This window comes from Bradyrhizobium sp. 137 (genome assembly GCF_023074095.1).
Classification (GTDB): Bacteria; Pseudomonadota; Alphaproteobacteria; order Rhizobiales; family Xanthobacteraceae; genus Bradyrhizobium.
In genome coordinates this window covers 87,142-107,492 of record NZ_JADPKU010000044.1, presented here as the reverse complement: position 1 = coordinate 107,492, position 20,351 = coordinate 87,142, and the positions used below count along the sequence as shown (strand labels likewise).

Here is a 20,351-nt window from a genome sequence, read left to right as displayed (position 1 = left end):
CTTCCATGAGCACGCTCCAATCCACCCTCAACGCCGCAGCCGCCCTCCCCGCCCCGGCTGCGCCCGCCACCCCGGCGGTTTCCGCAAGAACATGGATCGCGGTGATCGGCGCGACGCTGGGCGCCTTCATGGCGGTGCTGAACATCCAGATCGTCAACGCTTCGTTGGCCGATATCCAGGGTGCGATCGGCGCCGGCATCGACGACGGCGGCTGGATCTCGACCTCCTATCTGATCGCCGAGATCGTGGTGATCCCGCTCTCGGGTTGGCTCGCGCAGGTGTTCTCGATCCGCATCTATCTGCTCACCAACGCGATCCTGTTCCTGGCTCTGTCGGCGGCCTGCGCGCTGGCGCAGGATCTGTCGCAGATGATCGTCCTGCGCGCGGTGCAAGGCTTCACCGGCGGCGTGCTGATTCCGATGGCCTTCACGCTGATCATCACGCTATTGCCGCGCGGAAAACAGCCCGTGGGCCTTGCGCTGTTCGCGCTCTCGGCGACGTTCGCACCCGCGATCGGCCCGACCATCGGCGGCTACCTCACCGAGAATTTCGGCTGGCAGTACATCTTCTATGTCAACCTCGTGCCGGGCACGATCATGGTCGGCATGCTCTGGTACGCGCTCGACGCAACGCCCATGAAGCTGTCGCTGTTGCGGGAAGGCGATTGGGCCGGCATCATCACCATGGCGATCGGGCTGTCCGCGCTGCAGACCGTGCTGGAGGAAGGCAACAAGGACGACTGGTTCGGCTCGCCGTTCATCGTGAAACTGTCGTTAATCGCTGGCGTTGCGCTCACCGCCTTCCTCGTCATCGAGCTCACAGTGAAGAAGCCGCTCTTGAACCTGCGCCTGCTGGTGCGGCGCAATTTCGGCTTCGGCATGCTCGCGAACTTCCTGCTTGGTATCGCACTCTACGGCTCGGTGTTCATCCTGCCGCAATATCTGGCTCGCATCCAAGGTTACAATGCCGAGCAGATCGGTTTCGTGCTGGCCTGGACCGGGTTGCCGCAGCTCGTTCTGATCCCGCTCGTCCCTCGCCTGATGCAGAGGTTCGACGCACGGCTGGTGATCGGCGTCGGTTTCGTATTGTTCGCGGCCTCCAACTTCATGAACATCACCATGACCAGTAACTATGCCGCCGATCAGTTGTTCTGGCCCAACGTCGTCCGTGCGATTGGCCAGGCGCTGGTGATGGCGCCGCTGTCCGCGGTGGCAACATCAGGCATCGAGCCGGAAAACGCGGGCTCGGCGTCAGGCCTGTTCAACATGATGCGCAATCTCGGCGGCGCCGTCGGCATCGCGCTGCTCCAGACCGTGCTGACCAAGCGCGAGCAGTATCACTCCAACGTGCTGATGCAGTCGGTCTCGGTGTTCGAGCAGGCGACGCGCACGCGGCTGGAGCAGCTCACCCAGTATTTCATCAATCATGGCATCCTCGACCATGCGGATGCGTCGCATCGTGCCTATGTCGCGATCGGCCGTATCGTGCAGAAGCAGGCCTATATCCTCGCCTTCAGCGACACCTTCTATCTGCTTGGCGCGGCGCTGATCGTGGCCCTGGTCGCAGCCCTCTTCCTGAAGAAGCCCGGCCAGACTTCCGCCGGCGGAGCCCACTGACCTCAATCCAAGCAAGGAGAACGCCCATGAAGCCCCGCATGAACTACTACCAGGCCGCGCCCGACACGATCAAAGCACTGATGGCGCTGGAGACGCAGATCCAGTCGACAGGCCTGGAGAAATCACTGATCGAGCTCGTCAAGATCCGGGCCTCGCAGATCAACGGCTGCGCCTATTGCATCAACATGCATACCGAGGACGCGCGCAAGCGCGGCGAGACCGAGCAGCGCATCTATCTGCTCGACGCCTGGCGCGAATCTCCGCTCTATTCCGACCGTGAGCGCGCCGCGCTGGCCTGGACCGAAGCAGTGACCTTGATCTCGCAGACGCACGCGCCGGACGACGTCTACGAGCAGGTCCGCGCACAGTTCTCGGAGGAGGAAACGGTCAATCTGACCATGCTGATCGCGACCATCAACGCCTGGAACAGGATCGCGATCTCGTTCCGCGCGGTTCACCCGGTGAAGGTCAAGGCGTCGGTGGGGTGAGGAGTGGCGTCATGGACGCAACGTCGCCTCCAGCCGCTCAACTGTCATGCCCCGGCGTGACCGCAGCATCCAGTACGGCGCGGCCAATCGATTGAAGCACGACCGCCTCGGAGTATTGGATCGCCCGGTCAAGCCGGGCGATGACAGCAATGGGTGTGGCTTAAACCGCCGTCGCCTTGGCGAACTCCACGTAGATCTCACGCAGCCGCGTTGCCAACGGGCCGGGCTTGCCGTCGCCGATCTTTTTCCCATCGATCGCCACCACCGGCTGCACGAACAGTGAGGCCGACGTCGCAAAAGCCTCCTTTGCGGCCAGCGCCTCGGCCACCGTGAAAGAACGCTCCTCGACGCGGAGCTGGCGCTCTTCGGCGAGCGCCACCACGGCCTTGCGGGTGCAGCCCGGCAGGATCGCATTGGAGTTCTTGCGGGTCACGATGACGTCGTCCTGCGTCAGGATGAATGCCGAGGACGAGCCGCCTTCGGTGATATAGCCGTCTTCCAGCATCCAGGCTTCGCCGGCGCCGGCTTCGGCCGCGGCCTGCTTCGCCAGCACCTGCGCCAGCAGCGCCACGCTCTTGATATCGCGCCGTTCCCACCGGATGTCGGGCACGGTGATCACGCTGATGCCGGCCTTCGCCGACGCGGCGTTGATGATATCCTTCTCCGAGGTGAACATCACCAGGCTCGACTTGACGTCACCCTTGGGAAACGCGAAGTCGCGGCCCTTGTCGGCACCGCGCGTGACCTGGAGATAGACGAGGCCGTTCTCGAGCTTGTTGCGCGCGATCAGTTCCTTCTGGAACTCGGTGATGCGCTCGAGCGTCTCCGGTAGCTTCAGCTTGATCTCGCCGACCGAACGCTCCAGCCGCGCCAGATGCGAGGCATTGTCGACCAGCTTGCCATCGAGAACGGCCGAGACCTCGTAGATGCCGTCGGCGAACAGAAAGCCGCGGTCGAGGATCGAGATCTTCGCGTCCGAGAGCGGGATGAATGAGCCGTTGACGTAGGCAATCGAGTCCAAGGCAGGTCTCCTGGCGGAAAGGGGATTTGCCCACCGGTATAGGAGATTTGGCGCCGACGATAAACCCTCGATGCGTCATTCCGGGGTGTTCGCAAAGCGAATGAGCCCGGAATCCATCTCACCTCGCGTACTGCCGCACAATGGATTCCGAGCCCGCGAAGTCGCGCCGCGGAATGACGGCGGTGATTAATGCGACAGGATCTTCGACAGAAATTTCTGTGCGCGGTCGCTGCGGGGCTTGCCGAAGAAATCGTCCTTCGCTGCGTCCTCGACGATCTCGCCGCGGTCCATGAAGATGACGCGGTTGGCGACCTTGCGGGCAAAACCCATCTCGTGGGTGACGACCATCATGGTCATGCCTTCGCGGGCGAGATCGACCATGACGTCGAGCACCTCGCTGACCATTTCGGGGTCCAGCGCCGAGGTCGGCTCGTCGAACAGCATGACGATCGGATCCATCGCCAGCGCGCGAGCGATGGCGACACGCTGCTGCTGCCCCCCGGAGAGCTGCGCCGGGAATTTCTGCGCCTGCTCTATCAGCCCGACGCGCTCCAGAAGCTGCATGCCTTTGGTCTGCGCCTTGTCACGCGGCCGCCCCAGCACCTTCTCCTGCGCGAGGCAGAGATTGTCGATGATCTTGAGATGCGGAAACAGCTCGAAGTGCTGGAAAACCATGCCGACGCGCGAACGCAGCTTCGGCAGATTGGTCTTGGGATCGTTGACCTTGGTGCCGTCGACCAAGATGTCGCCGCTCTGGAACGGCTCCAGCGCATTGACGCATTTGATCAGCGTGGACTTGCCCGAGCCCGAGGGACCGCAGACCACGACGACCTCGCCCTTGGTGACGCTGGTGGTGCAATCCGTCAGCACCTGGAAACTCGGCGTGTACCATTTGTTGACGTGGCTGATTTCGATCATGTGTTTCTCAAGCGGTTCGGCAATCTCGGTTCACCTCTCCCAAGGAGAGAGGTCGGCGCAAAGCGCCGGGTGAGGCGGTACAGGTCCATCGTTGGAGCGAAACCCCTCACCCGGATCGCTAGCGCGATCCGAGCTCTCCCTGTGGGAGAGGTGAAGGGGCATCGCATTCGAAATCTCGAACTCACGTTCCACCTAGCGAATGATGGCGATGCGCGCCTGGAGCCGGCGGACGCCGAAGGAGGCGATACAGGAAATGGTGAAATAGACGACGGCTGCGAACAGATACATTTCGACCAGGCGCCCGTCCCGCTGCGCCACCTTGCTGGCGGCACCGAGGAAGTCGGTGATGGACAGCACGTAGACCAGCGAGGTGTCCTGGAACAGCACGATGGTCTGCGTGATCAGGACCGGCAGCATGTTGCGGAAGGCCTGCGGCAGCACGACATAGCGCATGGTCTGGGCGTAAGTCAGCCCCAGCGCGCTGGCCGCAGCCGGCTGCCCGCGCGAGATCGACTGGATGCCGGCGCGCATGATTTCGGAGAAGTACGCCGCCTCGAACATGATGAAGGTGATGAGCGACGATGCGAATGCGCCGACGCTGATGGGGCGCGAGGCGCCGGTCAGCCACTGCCCGATATAGGGCACCAGGAAATAGAACCAGAAGATGACCAGCACCAGCGGCAGCGAGCGCATGAAGTCGACATAGACGCCGGCGATCCGGCCAAGGATCTTGAAGCCGGAGAGCCGCATCAGCGCGAGTGCCGTGCCGAAGACCAACCCGCCGAGTGCCGCGAGCCCCGTTAGCGTCAGCGTGAACGTCATGCCCTCATAGAACAAATAGGGCAGCGCGCGGCGGATGACGTCGAAATCGAGATTGCCGAACATCGCTATTTCCCCGTGATGTAGCCGGGGATCGCAACCCAGCGCTCAAGGAAGCGCATCGCGGTCACGACGACGGCGTTGACAAGGAGATAGAGGATCGTCGCAGCGGTGAAGGCCTCGAACACCTGGAACGAGAACTCCTGCATGGAGCGCGCCTGTCCGGTCAGCTCGAGCAGGCCGATGGTGATCGCAACCGCCGTGTTCTTGATGGTGTTGAGGAACTCAGAGGTCAAGGGCGGCAGGATGATGCGGAACGCCATCGGCAGCAGCACGTAGCGATAGCCCTGCACCGTGGTCAGACCCAGCGCGGTTGCGGCCATCTTCTGCCCGCGCGGCAGCGAACCGATGCCGGCCTGCAATTGCACGGCGACGCGGGCCGACATGAAGAAGCCGACACCGATCGCGGCCGTCCAGAACGGCGCGTTCGGCAGCTGCTTCAGCCAAGTGCCGGCGCCTCTTGGCAGCAGTTCCGGCAGCACGAAGAACCACAGGAAGAGCTGCACGAGCAGCGGCATGTTACGGAAGAATTCGACATAGGCAAAGCCGAACCAATTCGCTCCCCTCGACGGCAGCGTGCGCATCACGCCGACGATGGAGCCGGTGATCAGCGCGATGACCCAGGCCAGCGCCGCAGTCTTGAGGGTCAGCACCAGTCCCGACAGCAGCATGTCGAGATAGGTGCCGGTCCCCATCGGGTTCGGCTGGAAAAAGATTCCCCAGTTCCAGTTGTAGTTCACGTGTCCCCCGCGCGAACGCGCCAATCATGGATGTCCCGGCACCTATGCAAATGTCCGGCCATTCTCCCTCCAGAATGTCCGAAATGTACCGCCTCTCCCCGCAAGCGGGGAGAGGCGAACAGCTCCATCTTACTTGTAATCGTCCGGATTCGGCGAGTCCGTCGGCTTGGCGAACTCGTTCTTCAGCTCTGGCGAAATCGGCGTGTTGAGGTTCAGTCCCTTCGGCGGGATCTTCTGGGTGAACCACTTATCGTAGATCTTCTGGGCTTCGCCGGACGTATAGAGCGCCGCCGTCGCCGCATCGACCACCTTCTTGAAGGCGGGGTCATCCTTGCGCAGCATGATGCCATAGGGCTCGGGCTTGGAGAACGCGTCCTTGGAGATGGCATAGTCGTCCGGGTTCTTCGACCCGGCCACGAGGCTCGCCAGCAGGATGTCGTCCATCACGAAGGCGACCGCGCGGTCGGTCTCGACCATCAGGAAGGCCTCGGCGTGGTCCTTGGCGGGAATGATGTTGGCGCCGAGGCCCTTGGCAACGTTGGCTTCGGTGAGCTGCTTGATGTTGGTGGTGCCGGCGGTCGAGACCACGGTCTTGCCCTTGAGATCGTCGATCGACTTCAGGCCGCTCGACTTCTTGAACACGTAGCGGCTGGCCGTCAGATAGTGGGTGTTGGTAAAAGCGACCTGCTTCTGGCGCTCGGCATTGTTGGTGGTCGAGCCGCATTCGAGGTCGATGGTGCCGTTCGCCATCAGCGGGATGCGGGTCGCCGAGGTCACCGGATTGAGCTTGACCTCGAGCTTGTCCAGCTTGAGCTCCTTCTTCACGGCATCGACGATCTTGTAGCAGATGTCCATCGCGAACCCGATGGGCTTCTGGTTGTCGTCGAGATAGGAGAACGGGATCGAGGAGTCGCGGAAGCCCAGCGTGATCGCGCCGGTGTCCTTGATGTTCTTCAGCGTGCCGGTCAGCTCCTGGGCCCCGGCCTGGCTGACGGCGAAGGTCGCGGCAAGCGCGAGCCCGATGTAACGGAAATGTTTCACTTTTCTTCCCCTTTCGGATGATGCGGCCCGGATGCAAGCACAAATCGAGCCGGATTAGAATGTAACTTTCGGCTGGATCAAAGGCTCAGGTTAACGGCGCCGGCAACTCGCCGAGATCCCAGAACAGCCCGGCCATCACCGTCAAGGCCTCTTCGGTCAATGGCAGCAGGATGTGCTCATTGGGCGCATGTTGGGAGCAACCGGGGTAGGAGTGCGGCACCCAGATCGTCGGCAGGCCCAGGATTTCGGAGAACACGTCGTTGGGCAGCGAGCCGCCGAAATTCGGCAGCACGGCCGGCGCCTTGCCGGTCGTCTCCTGCACTGAATTGGCCGCCCATTTGATCCAGGGGCTGTCGAAATCGGTCCGCGATGCGGCAAAACTCTGGGCCGCCCGCACCTCGACCATAGGAAAACCCTTTGCGACCAGATGCGCGCGGATGGCCTCGATCAGACCCTCGATCTTCGTCCCGACCACGAAACGCAGTTGCAGCACGGCATTGGCATGGCCGGGAATGGCGTTCGCCGGCTTCTCGATATTGCCCGAGGCCATCGCCAGCACTTCCAGCGTGTTCCAGGCGTAGAGCCGTTCGGCCGCCGACAGGCCCTCCTCGCCCCAATTCTCCGCCAGCGCCGGCTCGTCCGCGGTCGGCACCACCTGCACGTCGGCGAGATAGCTGCGGATCTGGTTGGTGAGCCGCGGCGGCTTCAGCGCGTCGAGCTGGAGACGGCCGTGGCCATCAACCAGCGTGGAGATCGCGTTGACCAGGATGGTCGCGGGGTTGGCGAGCACGCCGCCCCAATTGCCCGAATGGTGACCGCCGTCGCGCAAGTTCACATCGAGATGGATGCGGATGCCGCCGCGGCAGCCCAGAAACAGCGTCGGACGGTCGGCGGACAGACGCGGCCCGTCCGAGGCCATGAACAGATCGCCCTTGAGCGCATCGCGATTGAGGTCGCAGACCTTGCCGAGATCGGGCGAGCCGATCTCCTCGCCCATCTCGACAATGAATTTGGCGTTGAAGCCGAGCTTGCCGCCTCTCGCCTCGCGCACGGCGCGCAGCGCCGCCATATTGATGCTGTGCTGGCCCTTGTTGTCGGCAGTGCCGCGGCCATAGAGGCGCGTGCCCGCAACCGTCGTGCGCCAGGGATCGCGGCCGTCGCGCCACTCGCCCTCCATGCCGTCGACGACATCGCCATGGCCGTAGATCAGCACGGTCGGCACTGAGTCACTCTCGTGGTGCTCGGCAAACAGGAACGGCGCCTTGCCGCTCGGGGATTCGACGATGCGGCTGGTGAAATCAAGCGCGGCAAAGGCCGGTTGCATTTCCTGTTCCAGATAGGCGCGCAGCTCAGTGCCGCGCGAGGGATTCTGGCTCTCGGTCCGATAAGCGATCCGGCGGTCGAGCTCGGTGAGGAACGCACCGGATTTGAAATCCTCGCGGGCGCGGGCGATAGCGTCGGCTCTGGTCATGACTTGCTTTTCGAGATTTTGAGACGAAGGACATTACCCGAGACGGGCGGGTCTTCGAAAGTGGCGGGACTTCGATAGTTCTTGGGGTTCTCTTGGAATTTGGTTCTTGCTCTCGTGAGATTGGCTTGCCAAGTGCGGCAGCACTGCGGATTTTGGCCTTGCCAAGGCCGAGACATCCAAGTCTAGGATATGCAAGAACTTCGCCAAGTTCGGGCGCACGTCTACCATTCGAAGAGCGCTCAGTACAGAGTGCCGAGGGACCGTCATGGCCAAAGAGATCAGGCTCAACGCTTTTGCGATGAATTGCGTCGCACACCAGTCACCGGGCCTGTGGACCCATCCGCGTGATCGCACCGCCAACTATAACCGCCTGCCCTATTGGATTGATCTCGCCAAGACGTTGGAGCGCGGCCGCTTCGACGGGCTGTTCCTCGCCGACGTGCTCGGCGTTTATGACGTCTACGGCAATAGCCCTGACGCAGCCTTGCGCAACGCAGCACAGACGCCGTCGAACGAGCCGCTGCTGCTGCTCTCGGCGATGGCGGCAGTAACGCAAAATCTCGGGTTCGGCGTCACCAGCAATCTGTCCTTCGAGCCGCCCTACCCGTTCGCGCGGCGGATGTCGACGCTCGATCACCTCACCGAGGGACGGATCGGATGGAACGTCGTCACTGGCTATCTCGACAGCGCCGCGCGCGGCGCCGGCAAGGACAAGCAGACCGGGCACGACGACCGCTACGACATCGCCGACGAATATATGGAGGTCGTCTACAAGCTCTGGGAAGGAAGCTGGAAGGACGATGCCGTGCTGCGAGACCGGACGCGCGGCATCTTCACCGATCCCGCGAAAGTTCATCGCGTCAACCATGAGGGCGCGAACTACCGCATCAACAACACCATTCATCTCAGCGAGCCGTCGCCGCAGCGCACGCCCGTGCTGTACCAGGCCGGCACCTCGCCGCGCGGCCGGCAATTCGCGGCGAAGCATGCCGAATGCGTGTTCATGTCGGGACCGTCGGCCAAGGTGATCGCGCCGCGCGTGGCAGCAATCCGGCAAGAGGCCGCCGCGCTCGGCCGTAACCCGGCCGAAATCCTGATGTTCTCGATGATGACGATCATCCTCGGACGGACGGAAGCCGAGGCGAAAGAGAAATACGCCGACTATCGCCGCCATATCAGCCCCGAAGGCGCGCTGGCGCTGATGTCGGGCTGGACCGGCGTCGACTTCTCCGGTTACGACCTCGACCAGCAGGTCCGGCACGTCCAGAACGACGCTGGCCGCAGCGCCATGGACAACGTCACCCGGGCCGATCCGGACCGGGTCTGGACTGTGCGCGACGTCATCGAGCATGTCGGCATCGGCGGCGCCGGCCCCGTCGTGATCGGCACGCCGGAGATGGTTGCCGACAAGATCGAGCAATGGTTCGAGGCGACCGATGTCGACGGCCTCAACGTCGCCTTTGCGATCTCGCCCGGCGATTTCGAGGATATCGCCGACATGCTGGTGCCGGAGCTGACGCGGCGCGGACGGTACAAGCCGGGCTATGCCAAGGGCACGCTGCGGGAGAAGCTGTTCGGCGAGGGCCGGGCAAGGCTCGATGCGCCGCACCCGGCGGCGGGGTATCGGGTGGGGAAGACGGGGTAGGAGCCACACTCTCACTGTCATGCCCCGGCTTGCCATCTTCGCTGAAGCTTCGCCGGCCGAGTGAGCTTGCAAGCCCCGCATAGCCTAGCGCAGCCGGGACCGGGGCATCCAGTACGCCGCGGCCTATCGAGGAATCACAGCCGTCTCTGGAATACTGGATCGCCCGCCTTCGCGCGCGATGACAGCTGAGAACTTGGAGGCAGCGCTACTTACACCCTCCCGTCCACCAGCACCTCGATCAGCTTCGTCCCCGGCCGGCCAAGCGCCGACGACAGGGTCGTCTTCAGCTCACGCGGATCGCTGACCTTGATCGCCTCGCAGCCAAGCGCTTTCGCGACGCCCGCAAAATCCACCGGCGGATCGACGAAATCCATGCCGACGTAATTGTCGTCACCGTGGAATGCGAGCAGGCGCTGCTTGATGATGCGGTAGCCGCCATTGTTGGCGATGACGACGTTGAGCGGCAGCTTGTGATGCGCCGCCGTCCACAGCGCCTGGATCGAATACATCGCGCTGCCGTCGCCGGAGAAACAGACGACGGGGCGATCCGGATTGGCGATGCTGACGCCGACCGAGGCAGGCAGGCCCCAGCCGATGCCGCCGGAGGCGAGGCCGTGATAGCCGTAGCGTTCGCGATGCGGACGCAGGTTGGTGATCTGGCGGCTGGAGGTGAGCCCTTCGTCCACGAGAATGGCATGTTCGGGCATGGCCTCGACCATTTGCAACACCAGAAAGTCCGGGTCGATCGGCGTGCGGCCCGCGCTCCTGTTGATCTGCTCGATCAGCGCGGCGCGGCGCGCAGTCCAATTCTTCGGCACGAGCTCGGCGAGGTGCTGCTTGGCGCGGCTCGCGAGTGTTGCGCCGCCCATCTCTTTCAGCACCGGGATCAGCGCGCGCAGCGTTTCCTTCAAATCCGCCTTCAGCGCGATCTCGGCGCCGTAATTCTTGGCGATCTCCCAATCGACGAGACCGATCTGCACGATGCCGAGACCATCCGGCAGCGCATCGACTTCGCTATGGACCGACATCCGCAGCGGATCACCGCCAAGCGCAATCAGGAGATCGTAGGGCGCGAGCGTATCGCGCGCCGCTTTCTGAACCCGCGCCAGCGTGCCGACGAAGCTCGGGCTCTCCGAGAGGAAGTGCGCACCGTAAGCTGTCGAGGATTGAAACGCGGCGGCGCCGAGCAACTCCGCCAATTCAGCCGCCTCCTTCAGCGCGTCACTCTTGACCACTTCGTCCATGGTGACGATCACAGGACGCTCGGCTTTCAGCAGCCGCGCAGCAAAGGCCCTGAGCGCACCATCTGATGGTCTGGTACGCGCGTCGATGCGGGTGGAGCGGCCGAGATCGATGCCCGCCTCGCTATTGAGGATGTCGCCAGGCAGCGAGATGAACACGGGGCCGGTTGGCGGCGTGGTCGCGACCTTTGCCGCGCGGCGCACGATGCGCGGCAGGTCCTCGAGCCGCGTCACCTCGACCGCCCATTTCACCAGCGGCTCGGCCATGCGCACCAAGGGACCGTACAGCACCGGCTCCATCAGGCCGTGGCCCTGCTCCTGCTGGCCGGCGGTGAGGATCATCGGCGTGCCCGTGAACTTGGCGTTGTAGAGCGAGCCCATCGCGTTGCCGAGGCCGGGCGCGACATGGACGTTGCAAGCGACAAGCTTTCCGGAGGCGCGGCTGTAACCGTCGGCGATCGCGACCACCAGGCTCTCTTGCATCGCCATCACATAGGTGAGATCAGGGTGATCCTTCAGCGCATGCATGATCGGCAACTCGGTGGTGCCGGGATTGCCGAACAGATGGGTGATGCCTTCGTCCTTGAGCAGCGCGAGAAAGGCCGAGCGGCCGGTGATCTTGTTCTTCATGTTTCCTCCAGGAGCGGACGTTGCCGCAAGGATGGGCGTATGATGGCCGAAGTCGGAGGAAGCGTGCAAGGAAACGCGGTCATGGCTGCGTTGCGTGAGCGCCTCTCCGTGTCCCGGACGTGGCGCAAACGTGTAACGTTGCGACGCAGAGCCGGGACACAGAACTCGCACGGCGGAGGCTGGTACCATGGCCCCGGCTCAGGAGCGCACCGCCGAAGGGGCGCAGCGCTGCGTCCGGGGCACGAGAGCTGTGCGCGGTGCGCTACATCTCCTCCCGCCCCAATTCGAACGGATCCTCGCCCCTCACCCGTTTCTTCCTTTTCGAGCGCTGCCAGACCACGCCAGGAAAGCCCTTCAGCGGCACCAGCGGCTCGCCGGCATAGGCCCATTCCTGCAGCTCTTCGATGGCGATGTGATAGAGCGGCTGGCGGCCGGTGCGCTCGTTGAACAGCGCGCGGGGGATATTGACCATGTGCGGCCCGCGCGGGCGCTCATAAGCGATCGGCGTGCCGCAATGCGAGCAGAAGCTGCGGGTGGTCTTCGTGGCCTTGTCTTCGTAACGCGTGAGCGCAGTCTTGCCAGCGGTGATGCGAAAGCGCTTCTTCCAGCTCCCGACATAGGTCGCGTAGGCCGCGCCATGGGCGCGGCGGCTGGCGGCGGAATGATCATGCCAGGCCCAGCGCGCAGGCACGTCGATCTCGAAGCTGACCTTGCCGCAGAGACATTGCCCGGTGGCAATTCCTGCGGCGGCGGCGGCTTTGGCCATGGGGATTCTCTCCGTCGTCATTGCGAGGACGAGAATACACGATTGTCATTCCGGGGCGCGACGAAGTCGCGAGCCCGAATCCATCGGGCGGCACGCCAGGATGCGACATGGATTCCCGGCTCGAGGCGTTGCGTCGCCCCGGAATGACGGAAACAGTTCAGGCCGGCGTCAGTTCGTCATACGCCGGATAATCCGTGTACCCCTTCTCCTCCCCACCGTAGAACGTCGCACGATTGTACGGCGTGATCGGGAAGCCGTGCCGAAGACGCCGCGGCAGGTCGGGGTTGGAGATGAAGATGCGACCGAAGGCGATGATGTCGGCATATCCGTCGGCGATCGCGGCATTCGCGCTCTCGCCGGTGAAGCCGCCGGCGGTCATCAGCACGCCGCTGTAGAGCGGGCGGAACAGCACCATCGCGGAGGGCACGTTCTCCCAATGCACGTCGGCGCGGCCGGCGCCGCTGGAACGCGGCTCGATGAAGTGCAAATAGGCAAGACCGAGCTTGTCGAGCGCCCTCACGACATGGCTATAGAGCGGCATCGGATCGGGCTCGCCGGAATCATTGGCGATGCCGTGAGGCGACAGCCGGACGGCGACGCGGTTCGCTCCCCAGACGTCGATCGCGGCCTGCGTCACTTCGAACAGCAGCCGCGCGCGGTTCTCGATCGATCCGCCATACTGATCAGTGCGCTGGTTGCTGCGCGATTGCAGGAACTGCTCGAGCAGATACCCGTTGGCGCCGTGGATCTCGACGCCGTCGAAGCCGGCGGCGAGCGCATTCTTGGCACCCTGCCGGAATGCCTCGACGATGCCCTTGACCTCTTCGGTCTCCAGCGCGCGCGGCGTCTCGTAGTCCGAAATCTTGCCGTCGGCGGTCATCGCCTTCATGCCTTCGGCCTTGATCGGGATCGCCGAGGCCGACACCGGCAGCGCGCCACCGTGGAAGGAGGAATGCGAGACGCGGCCGACATGCCAAAGCTGGAGGAAGATGATGCCGCCTTTGGCGTGCACGGCATCGACCACCTTGCGCCAGCCAGCGACTTGCGCCTCCGAATAGATGCCCGGCGTCGCCGGATTGCCGCGGCCGTGCGAGAGCACAGGGGAGGCTTCCGCGATGATCAAGCCGCCCGGCGTCGCGCGCTGGCCGTAATATTCGGCGTTGAGCGGCCACGGCGCGAAAGTTTCGCGCTCCGCCCGCATGCGCGTTAGCGGCGCCATCGCGACGCGATGCGCGAGCCTGTACGGACCGACCTGCAACGGTCGAAACAACGCCTCGAACTTCATGCTGGCCTCAAATGCTTCGGAAGGATGACGATCATATAGCGGGGCGGCTACCGGAAAGGTGCCGCCCCACGAAGGCAATATTCCTCCTTGCGAAAGGGAGGAGGGAAACTACGCCGTCTTGATCCAGACGGCCTTCACGTTGAGATATTCCTCGACGTGCTGCTTGCCCGACTCGCGGCCATAGCCGCTCATCTTGTAGCCGCCGAAGGGCACAGCCGGGTCCATCGCCTGGTAGCAGTTCACCCACACCGAGCCGGCGCGCAAACTCTTCGCTACCGCATGGGCCTTGCTGACGTCGCGGGTCCATAGGCCCGAGCCGAGGCCGAAAGTGGTGTTGTTGGCGCGCTTGACCAACTCATCCATGTCCTTGAACGCGATCGCGGAGATGACGGGACCGAAGATCTCCTCCTGCGCGATGCGCATGTTGTCCTGGACGCCCGCGAACACCGTGGGTGAGACGAAGAAGCCCTTCGACAGCGCGCCTTCGGTGACGCGTCCGCCGCCGGCGAGCGCCTTGGCGCCTTCCTTTTGGCCGATATCGAGGTAGCCGGTGACACGCTCCAATTGCTGCTCGGACACCAGTGGGCCGATCTGGGTGTTTGGATCGAGGCCGTTTCCGACTTGCAGCTTCTTGCCGAACTCCGCGACGCGGCCGACGAACTCCTCGTAGATCGACTGCTCGACGAACAGGCGCGTTCCGGCGCTGCAGATCTGCCCCGAATTGGCGAACACCGCCATCGCGGCGCCCGGCACCGCGGCATCGAGATCGGCATCCGCGAATACGATGTCCGGCGACTTGCCGCCGAGCTCGAGCGAGACGCGCTTGAGGTTGCCGGCCGACGCACGGATGATCGACTGGCCCGTGACATGCGAGCCGGTGAAGGCGACCTTGTCGACGTCATGGTGCGAGGCGAGCGCCGCGCCCGCGGTCTCGCCATAGCCGGGAACGACGTTGATGACGCCGGGCGGCACGCCCGCTTCCATCGCAAGCTCGGCGATGCGCAGCGAGGTCAGCGGCGCTTCTTCGGCAGGCTTGAGCACCACCGTGCAGCCGGTCGCGATCGCCGGACCGATCTTCCAGATCGTCGCCGTCAGCGGCCCGTTCCAGGGGATGATGGCGCCGACGACACCGACCGGCTCCTTCAGCGTGTAGGAGAAGATCTCGCCCGGCAGCGAGTTCTCGATGGTCTCGCCATGGATCGCGGTGGTTTGGCCGGCGTAGTAACGCAGCATGCCGATGGCGCGCAGGCGATAGGCGCGGGTCCGGCTGACCGGGGCCCCCATGTCGAGCGTGTCGAGTTGCGACAATTCGTCGAAATTCTTCTCGACGAGATCGGCGAGCTTGAGCAGTAGGTTCTGCCGCTCGAACGGCTTGACCTTGCTCCAGGGTCCTTCGAAGGCGCGGCGGGCCGCGGCGACCGCACGGTCGATGTCTTCCTTGTCCCCCTCGGCGACGGTTGCGAGCAGCTCGCCGGTGGCGGGATTGCGGGTTTCGAAGCGCTTGCCTGAGGCAGCGTCGACCCACTTCCCGTCGACCAGCATCTGCTTGTAGGACCCGTTCGCGAATGGATGGCGCGTGATCGGAATAGCCTGCGACACAGCCATGGCTGCACTCCCTGTCAGGTGATTGATTGGTTCGATCTGGGCGCGATCGTTCGTCCCACAAAATACAGCGGCGCCGGAGAGGCGTAAAGGCGGCGCGGAGCGAAGACCTCCCATGCCGAGTTGTGCAGGGTCGCACGAGACACGTGCTATAACGCGGCGGAACGCAACGTAGCTTCGCCGGAGGCCGCCATGTCACATCCCGCCATCATCAAAGACAACGTTGCCGTGATCACAGGAGGCGCGTCCGGGATCGGATTTGCCGCCGCCGCGGCGTTTGCGCGCACCGGCATGAAGCTGTGCATCGCCGATGTCGATCAGGTGCGGCTGGCCGAGGCCGCAACAAAACTCTCATCCATCGCAGGTGCTGCGAATGTGATGACGTTTGCCGCCGATGTCAGCAAGGCCGAGAGCGTGACGGAACTCGAACATGCCGTAGGCGAACGCTTCGGCGGCACCGATATCTTGATGAACAATGCCGGCATCCAGCCCGGCAGCACATTGTTCGCCGGGCCGGACAATTGGCAGCGCATCATCGGCGTCAACATGTGGGGCATCATCAACGGCTCGCGCATCTTCGCACCTGGCATGATCGCGCGCGGTAAACCAGGCCTCATCATCAACACCGGATCGAAGCAAGGCATCACCACCCCGCCGGGCGATCCCGCCTACAATGTCTCCAAGGCCGGCGTGAAAGCTTTTACGGAAGCGCTCCAGCACGAGCTGCGTAACACGAAGGACTGCCACATCACCGCGCATCTGCTCATCCCCGGTTTCGTCTTCACCGGCCTCACCGCGAAAGGCCGCACCGAGAAGCCCGCAGGCGCCTGGACGCCGGAGCAGACCGTCGACTTCATGCTGGCGCGGATCGAGGCCGGCGACTTCTACATCCTGTGCCCGGACAACGACGTGCCGCGCGCACTCGACGAGAAGCGCATGCTGTGGGCCGCCGGCGACATCATCGAGAACCGCCCGCCGCTGTCGCGGTGGCACCCGGATTACGCCGATGCGTTCAAGACGTTTGTGGAGGGCGACTGACTATCAGACCCTCATGCTGAGGAGCTGGAGCGCGACAGCACGGTGAGATCAGATAACCCGCTTACAGCGTCTCTTGCTTGTGCCCGCAATCCTTGCAGGCGTACTTGACGCGCGTCTGGCCCTTTTCCGCCTGCACCCGGTTCGGCGCGCCGCACTTGCCGCAGACGGCCTCGATGCGGGTGGTGCCCTGCTTGACGACGATGGTTCTCTTTTCCATCGATTCGCGGATCAGGCGCTCGGCCTCCTCACGCAACGATTGTTTCGACAATGCTCGTCTCCGCCTCTGGAAAGCGCGAGAGCCATATCGCACCTGCGTTCAAATCACAATCGGCAAAGCCTGCTCTGACCTGGACAACCAGGTAACAAGCCTCAGCATGTAAAGGATCTCGGCAACATATGAGCGCAACACCCGCCATCATGGTTCGACTGCATTTTGCGGGCGATGCCACGATTGTTGCAAATGACCGGAGATACGGCGGGGGCGGATGCTCAGCATCAGCCGCCGCCATACAGCGCTCCTCTTCCGCGCCTCTCTCCTCAAGCCGCCTTGGACACCTCCATCAGCAGCCGCTCGGCCTTGGCGTCCTCGATGCGGTTCACGAGGCGGCTGCTCTCGTGATTGTCGCGCACGGTCTTGGTCAGCGTGATGCAGGTCTGGATCAGCATGACGATGCCCATGGTGAGATAGCCCTTCATCCAGAGGTCGATCGGCAGGAAGAAGATGCCGATGCCGACGAGGAAAGCCGAGGCTGCGAAGGACGCGTAAGTGAAGCTCACCCAAGCGCTGCTGTGCGGCTGGCCGTTCTGGTTCATGGTGGTCTCCTGTTGTTCGAATGATGATTGGTTCGGGAAGTTGGGGTTGAGATCAGGCAGTCGGCATGCGCTTGGACTTCAGCCGCGCCAGCACATCGTCTGCCGTCGTCTTGAGCCGCGGGCCAAAGCCCTGTTCGGCGAGTCTCTCGGCAGTGGCGAGCGGACCGGTGGTCGCGTCGAGCTCCACCAGGGCATCGTCGGCGGCCTGGGCCTCCATCTGCCGCTCGCGCAAACGCCTCAACGTGCCCTCCGCCTCCGGCAGCGTGGATTCGTAGGGTCGTGCAGCCTCGATGCCACTGCGACGAAGCGAGCGCACCGCTTCCGATGCGCGGGCAATGCGGCGGCCGCGATCGAGCTCGGTGATGCGAGCCTGCGCGCTGGCGACATGGCGCTTCAACCGCACGATCTCGGTCGCGAACAGCGCGCGTGCCGTCATCAACGCATCGCGATCGGCCTCAAGGCTCGCGATGGCTTCCGCCGCGTCCTTGGCGAGGTCGTCGCGGCCACCGTCGAGCGCCGCAACGGCGCGGGTCTCGAGATCGGCGATGCGGGCATTCGTCGCTTCGAGCTTGCGGCCCTCCTGCTGGTCCTGCGCGATCGCCAGCGCCAGCGTGCGCTTGCTGCGCTCGACGGCCGCGGCCGCATCACGCATCTGCTGATCGAGGATGAGTAGGGCGGTCCGGTCTTCCAGCTCCTCGCCCGCAGCGGCCACGCTGCCGCGGAAAAGGGTCACCACGGTCTTGAACATTTGTTGCTCCCTGTTATGAGCGTTGCTCACATATGCTTTCTAGCATATCTTGAGCGTTGCTCAAGAAATTTATGAGCGACGCTCACGAACTTGGTAGGCGATGTCTAAGATCTTGGAACGTCGAGAGAAATTGCGATCAGACCTAGTTCTTGCGGCGGAACGAATGATCGCTGAACGGGGATTGGCTGGCCTGAAGACCCGGGATCTCGCCCGCGAGATCGGCTGCGCCAATGGCGCGGTCTACAATCTCGTCGCCGACGTCGACGAATTGATCCTGCGCGTCGGCTCGCGCACATTGCTTCGGCTCGACAAGGCGCTCAGCGCCGCTGAGAGCGCGGGCGAGCCATCGCCACAAGAAGCCCTGGTCCGCATCGCGATCGCCTATTGTGATTTTGCCGCGGAAAATCTCCAGCTCTGGCGCGCGCTGTTCGAGCACCGCATGGAGGCCGACAAGATCGTCCCGGACTGGTCGATCGAGGACCAGATGCAGCTGTTCCGCCACATCTACCAGCCGCTGTCCGCGCTGCTTCCAAAGCGCAGCCCGGAAGAACTGAGCATCACCGCGCGCAGCCTGTTCTCGGCGGTCCATGGCATGGTGGCGCTGGGGTTGGAACAGAAGCTGGTCGCCGTACCCCTGCCGGCGCTGCGCAAGGAAATCGCAGGCCTCGTACGCGCAATGCTGGTTGGGCTAGTCGCCCTCGCAGAGTAGAGGCAGCGGCGAAACCGTTGGCGGTGGCTGACTAAAATTTCGCCTGTCGCATCGCGATTGCCGCGCTTAGCCTTCACGGAGCCCTATCCCCTCGCCCCACCCCGGAGTTCTCTATGCCCCTCCTCGTCCGCGGCGGCACCGTCGTCAATCACGATTGTTCGCGCCGTGCTGACGTGCTGATCGACGGCGAGGCCATCGTCGCGGTCGGGGCCTCACTCGATGCACCCGCGGGCGCTGAAGTGATTGACGCCGGCGGCGCCTACGTCATCCCGGGCGGCATCGATCCGCATACCCATCTCGAAATGCCGTTCATGGGCACCGTCACCGCCGACGATTTCGAATCGGGAACCAAAGCGGCGCTCGCTGGCGGCACCACGATGGTGGTGGATTTCTGCCTGCCCGATCACGGCCAGTCGATGCTCGCGGCGTATCAGGACTGGCGCCGCAAATCCGAGAAGGCGGCCGCCGACTATGGTTTCCACATGGCGGTGACATCGTGGTCGAAGCAAATCCATGACGAGATGGAGACCGTGGTCAAAACCTACGGCATCAACACGTTCAAGCATTTCATGGCCTACAAGGGCGCGCTCATGGTGAACGATGACGAGCTCTACAACTCGTTCGCGCGCTGCGCTCATCTGGGCGCCATGCCGGTGGTCCATGCCGAGAACGGCGACGTCGTCGCCCTGATGCAAGAGGCGCTTATCGCACGCGGCGTCACCGGCCCCGAAGGCCACGCTTACTCGCGACCGCCGGAGGTCGAGGGCGAAGCCACCAACCGCGCGATCATGATCGCGGACATGACGGGCACGCCGGTCTACATCGTGCACACCAGCTGCCGCGAAGCGCATGAGGCGATTGCAAGGGCGCGCGCGGCCGGCAAGCGCGTCTATGGCGAACCGCTGATCCAGCACCTGTTGCTCGACGCCGGCGAGTACCAGAACAAGGACTGGGATCACTCCGCCCAGCGCGTGATGTCACCGCCGTTCCGCGACAGATCGCATCAGGACAGCCTGTGGGCCGGCCTGCAAGCCGGCTCGCTCCAGGTCGTCGCGACCGACCATTGCGCCTTCACCATTGCGCAGAAACGGTTCGGCCTCGGCGACTTCAGGAAGATCCCGAACGGCACCGGCGGGCTCGAAGACCGCCTTGCGCTGCTGTGGACCGCGGGCGTCGCCACCGGGCGGCTGACTAGGGAAGAATTCGTCGCGGTGACTTCGGCGAACATCGCCCGCATCCTCAACATTTATCCGCGGAAAGGCGCCGTCGCCGCCGGATCGGACGCCGACATCGTGGTGTGGGATCCCAAGGCAACCAGGACCATCAGTGCCAAGCGGCAGATGAGTCGGATCGATTACAACGTGTTCGAGGGCTTTTCCTGCACCGGCGGATCGGCCGCGACGTTGTCCCGTGGCCGCATCGTCTGGAAAGATGGCGATCTGCGCGCCAAGGCAGGCGACGGCCGTTATGTCGAGCGGCCGCCATTCTCGCCGGTGCATCTGGCCAATTCGACCTGGAAGAAGCTCACCGCCCCGCCCGCGGTCGAACGCGGCGCGGTGACGCCGTAACACTCCTCGCCGCGAGATCAGGGCTATCGCTTCTGCGGCAATGTCTCGGGCAACTACAGCTTGAATCTTGGAGAGGGCTTAGGAACGAACGTCCGGACGTCTCGTTGTCGCGTATCTTTCCTTCCAGAGCGC

At 63.7% G+C, this 20,351-nt stretch carries 19 protein-coding genes; 6 read left to right on the top strand and 13 right to left on the bottom strand.

Going from position 1 to position 20,351, the window contains the following annotated elements:
* Positions 1–5 precede the first annotated feature (5 nt).
* Together IVA78_RS09710 and IVA78_RS09705 are read left to right on the top strand one after the other, a co-directional pair.
* Positions 6–1,616, top strand: coding sequence for an MDR family MFS transporter (locus tag IVA78_RS09710; protein ID WP_247277650.1), 1,611 nt, complete (start codon positions 6–8; stop codon positions 1,614–1,616).
* A 26-nt stretch (positions 1,617–1,642) separates the two neighbouring features.
* Positions 1,643–2,104: a carboxymuconolactone decarboxylase family protein gene (locus IVA78_RS09705; RefSeq protein WP_247277651.1), complete on the top strand. Its 462-nt coding sequence runs from the start codon at positions 1,643–1,645 to the stop codon at positions 2,102–2,104.
* A 160-nt stretch (positions 2,105–2,264) separates the two neighbouring features.
* On the opposite strand, the gene IVA78_RS09700 is transcribed toward IVA78_RS09705, so the two are convergent.
* From IVA78_RS09700 to IVA78_RS09675, 6 genes are all read right to left on the bottom strand, one after another.
* On the bottom strand, positions 2,265–3,125 hold the full coding sequence (locus tag IVA78_RS09700) for a D-amino-acid transaminase (RefSeq protein WP_247417094.1): 861 nt from the start codon (positions 3,123–3,125) through the stop codon (positions 2,265–2,267).
* Between the two features lie 186 nt (positions 3,126–3,311).
* Positions 3,312–4,043, bottom strand: a complete 732-nt coding sequence (locus IVA78_RS09695; RefSeq protein ID WP_247277653.1) for an amino acid ABC transporter ATP-binding protein — start codon at positions 4,041–4,043, stop codon at positions 3,312–3,314.
* Positions 4,044–4,235: 192 nt separating this feature from the next.
* Positions 4,236–4,928 (bottom strand): ABC transporter permease subunit, encoded by a 693-nt coding sequence (locus IVA78_RS09690; RefSeq protein ID WP_028140044.1) that lies wholly within the window; start codon positions 4,926–4,928, stop codon positions 4,236–4,238.
* A gap of 2 nt (positions 4,929–4,930) precedes the next feature.
* The gene (locus IVA78_RS09685) at positions 4,931–5,662 is read right to left on the bottom strand and encodes an amino acid ABC transporter permease (protein WP_247277760.1); all 732 of its coding nucleotides are present in this window, start codon (positions 5,660–5,662) and stop codon (positions 4,931–4,933) included.
* Between the two features lie 129 nt (positions 5,663–5,791).
* Positions 5,792–6,703: an amino acid ABC transporter substrate-binding protein gene (locus IVA78_RS09680; RefSeq protein ID WP_247277654.1), complete on the bottom strand. Its 912-nt coding sequence runs from the start codon at positions 6,701–6,703 to the stop codon at positions 5,792–5,794.
* Between the two features lie 85 nt (positions 6,704–6,788).
* Positions 6,789–8,174: a M20 family metallopeptidase gene (locus tag IVA78_RS09675; RefSeq protein WP_247277655.1), complete on the bottom strand. Its 1,386-nt coding sequence runs from the start codon at positions 8,172–8,174 to the stop codon at positions 6,789–6,791.
* Between the two features lie 265 nt (positions 8,175–8,439).
* Between IVA78_RS09675 and IVA78_RS09670 the strand changes: the two genes are divergently transcribed.
* Entirely contained in the window at positions 8,440–9,819 is a 1,380-nt protein-coding gene (locus IVA78_RS09670; RefSeq protein WP_247277656.1) for an LLM class flavin-dependent oxidoreductase, read from the top strand.
* 209 nt (positions 9,820–10,028) lie between these two features.
* On the opposite strand, the gene IVA78_RS09665 is transcribed toward IVA78_RS09670, so the two are convergent.
* From IVA78_RS09665 to IVA78_RS09650, 4 genes are all read right to left on the bottom strand, one after another.
* Positions 10,029–11,690 (bottom strand): thiamine pyrophosphate-binding protein, encoded by a 1,662-nt coding sequence (locus IVA78_RS09665; protein ID WP_247417097.1) that lies wholly within the window; start codon positions 11,688–11,690, stop codon positions 10,029–10,031.
* A 262-nt stretch (positions 11,691–11,952) separates the two neighbouring features.
* On the bottom strand, positions 11,953–12,456 hold the full coding sequence (locus tag IVA78_RS09660; RefSeq protein ID WP_247277658.1) for a GFA family protein: 504 nt from the start codon (positions 12,454–12,456) through the stop codon (positions 11,953–11,955).
* 157 nt (positions 12,457–12,613) lie between these two features.
* Complete coding sequence (locus IVA78_RS09655; protein ID WP_247277659.1) at positions 12,614–13,741, bottom strand: alkene reductase; 1,128 nt, start codon at positions 13,739–13,741, stop codon at positions 12,614–12,616.
* Positions 13,742–13,849: 108 nt separating this feature from the next.
* Positions 13,850–15,346, bottom strand: coding sequence for an aldehyde dehydrogenase family protein (locus IVA78_RS09650; RefSeq protein ID WP_247277660.1), 1,497 nt, complete (start codon positions 15,344–15,346; stop codon positions 13,850–13,852).
* A gap of 189 nt (positions 15,347–15,535) precedes the next feature.
* Here IVA78_RS09650 and IVA78_RS09645 point away from each other — a divergent pair, with 189 nt between their 5' ends.
* The gene (locus tag IVA78_RS09645; RefSeq protein WP_247277661.1) at positions 15,536–16,381 is read left to right on the top strand and encodes an SDR family NAD(P)-dependent oxidoreductase; all 846 of its coding nucleotides are present in this window, start codon (positions 15,536–15,538) and stop codon (positions 16,379–16,381) included.
* Positions 16,382–16,442: 61 nt separating this feature from the next.
* Here IVA78_RS09645 and IVA78_RS09640 read toward each other — a convergent pair whose 3' ends face one another.
* The 3 genes from IVA78_RS09640 to IVA78_RS09630 form a co-directional block, all read right to left on the bottom strand.
* Complete coding sequence (locus IVA78_RS09640) at positions 16,443–16,649, bottom strand: hypothetical protein (protein WP_247277662.1); 207 nt, start codon at positions 16,647–16,649, stop codon at positions 16,443–16,445.
* A 269-nt stretch (positions 16,650–16,918) separates the two neighbouring features.
* A complete protein-coding gene (locus IVA78_RS09635; protein ID WP_247277663.1) occupies positions 16,919–17,194 on the bottom strand; it encodes a YiaA/YiaB family inner membrane protein in 276 nt (91 codons plus the stop codon).
* Positions 17,195–17,246: 52 nt separating this feature from the next.
* Complete coding sequence (locus IVA78_RS09630) at positions 17,247–17,942, bottom strand: PspA/IM30 family protein (RefSeq protein ID WP_247277664.1); 696 nt, start codon at positions 17,940–17,942, stop codon at positions 17,247–17,249.
* A 100-nt stretch (positions 17,943–18,042) separates the two neighbouring features.
* Here IVA78_RS09630 and IVA78_RS09625 point away from each other — a divergent pair, with 100 nt between their 5' ends.
* Positions 18,043–18,651: a TetR/AcrR family transcriptional regulator gene (locus IVA78_RS09625; protein WP_247277665.1), complete on the top strand. Its 609-nt coding sequence runs from the start codon at positions 18,043–18,045 to the stop codon at positions 18,649–18,651.
* A gap of 113 nt (positions 18,652–18,764) precedes the next feature.
* Complete coding sequence (gene hydA, locus IVA78_RS09620) at positions 18,765–20,219, top strand: dihydropyrimidinase (RefSeq protein ID WP_247277666.1); 1,455 nt, start codon at positions 18,765–18,767, stop codon at positions 20,217–20,219.
* Positions 20,220–20,351 lie beyond the last annotated feature (132 nt).

What these genes read in the sequence shown, in the direction of transcription:
- IVA78_RS09710 (WP_247277650.1), top strand. Translation starts at nt 6, where the DNA reads ATGAGCACGCTCCAATCCACCCTCAACGCCGCAGCCGCCCTCCCCGCC.
- IVA78_RS09705 (WP_247277651.1), top strand. Translation starts at nt 1,643, where the DNA reads ATGAAGCCCCGCATGAACTACTACCAGGCCGCGCCCGACACGATCAAA.
- IVA78_RS09695 (WP_247277653.1), bottom strand. Translation starts at nt 4,043, where the DNA reads ATGATCGAAATCAGCCACGTCAACAAATGGTACACGCCGAGTTTCCAG.
- IVA78_RS09690 (WP_028140044.1), bottom strand. Translation starts at nt 4,928, where the DNA reads ATGTTCGGCAATCTCGATTTCGACGTCATCCGCCGCGCGCTGCCCTAT.
- IVA78_RS09675 (WP_247277655.1), bottom strand. Translation starts at nt 8,174, where the DNA reads ATGACCAGAGCCGACGCTATCGCCCGCGCCCGCGAGGATTTCAAATCC.
- IVA78_RS09670 (WP_247277656.1), top strand. Translation starts at nt 8,440, where the DNA reads ATGGCCAAAGAGATCAGGCTCAACGCTTTTGCGATGAATTGCGTCGCA.
- IVA78_RS09665 (WP_247417097.1), bottom strand. Translation starts at nt 11,690, where the DNA reads ATGAAGAACAAGATCACCGGCCGCTCGGCCTTTCTCGCGCTGCTCAAG.
- IVA78_RS09660 (WP_247277658.1), bottom strand. Translation starts at nt 12,456, where the DNA reads ATGGCCAAAGCCGCCGCCGCCGCAGGAATTGCCACCGGGCAATGTCTC.
- IVA78_RS09655 (WP_247277659.1), bottom strand. Translation starts at nt 13,741, where the DNA reads ATGAAGTTCGAGGCGTTGTTTCGACCGTTGCAGGTCGGTCCGTACAGG.
- IVA78_RS09650 (WP_247277660.1), bottom strand. Translation starts at nt 15,346, where the DNA reads ATGGCTGTGTCGCAGGCTATTCCGATCACGCGCCATCCATTCGCGAAC.
- IVA78_RS09645 (WP_247277661.1), top strand. Translation starts at nt 15,536, where the DNA reads ATGTCACATCCCGCCATCATCAAAGACAACGTTGCCGTGATCACAGGA.
- IVA78_RS09635 (WP_247277663.1), bottom strand. Translation starts at nt 17,194, where the DNA reads ATGAACCAGAACGGCCAGCCGCACAGCAGCGCTTGGGTGAGCTTCACT.
- IVA78_RS09630 (WP_247277664.1), bottom strand. Translation starts at nt 17,942, where the DNA reads ATGTTCAAGACCGTGGTGACCCTTTTCCGCGGCAGCGTGGCCGCTGCG.
- IVA78_RS09625 (WP_247277665.1), top strand. Translation starts at nt 18,043, where the DNA reads ATGTCTAAGATCTTGGAACGTCGAGAGAAATTGCGATCAGACCTAGTT.
- hydA (WP_247277666.1), top strand. Translation starts at nt 18,765, where the DNA reads ATGCCCCTCCTCGTCCGCGGCGGCACCGTCGTCAATCACGATTGTTCG.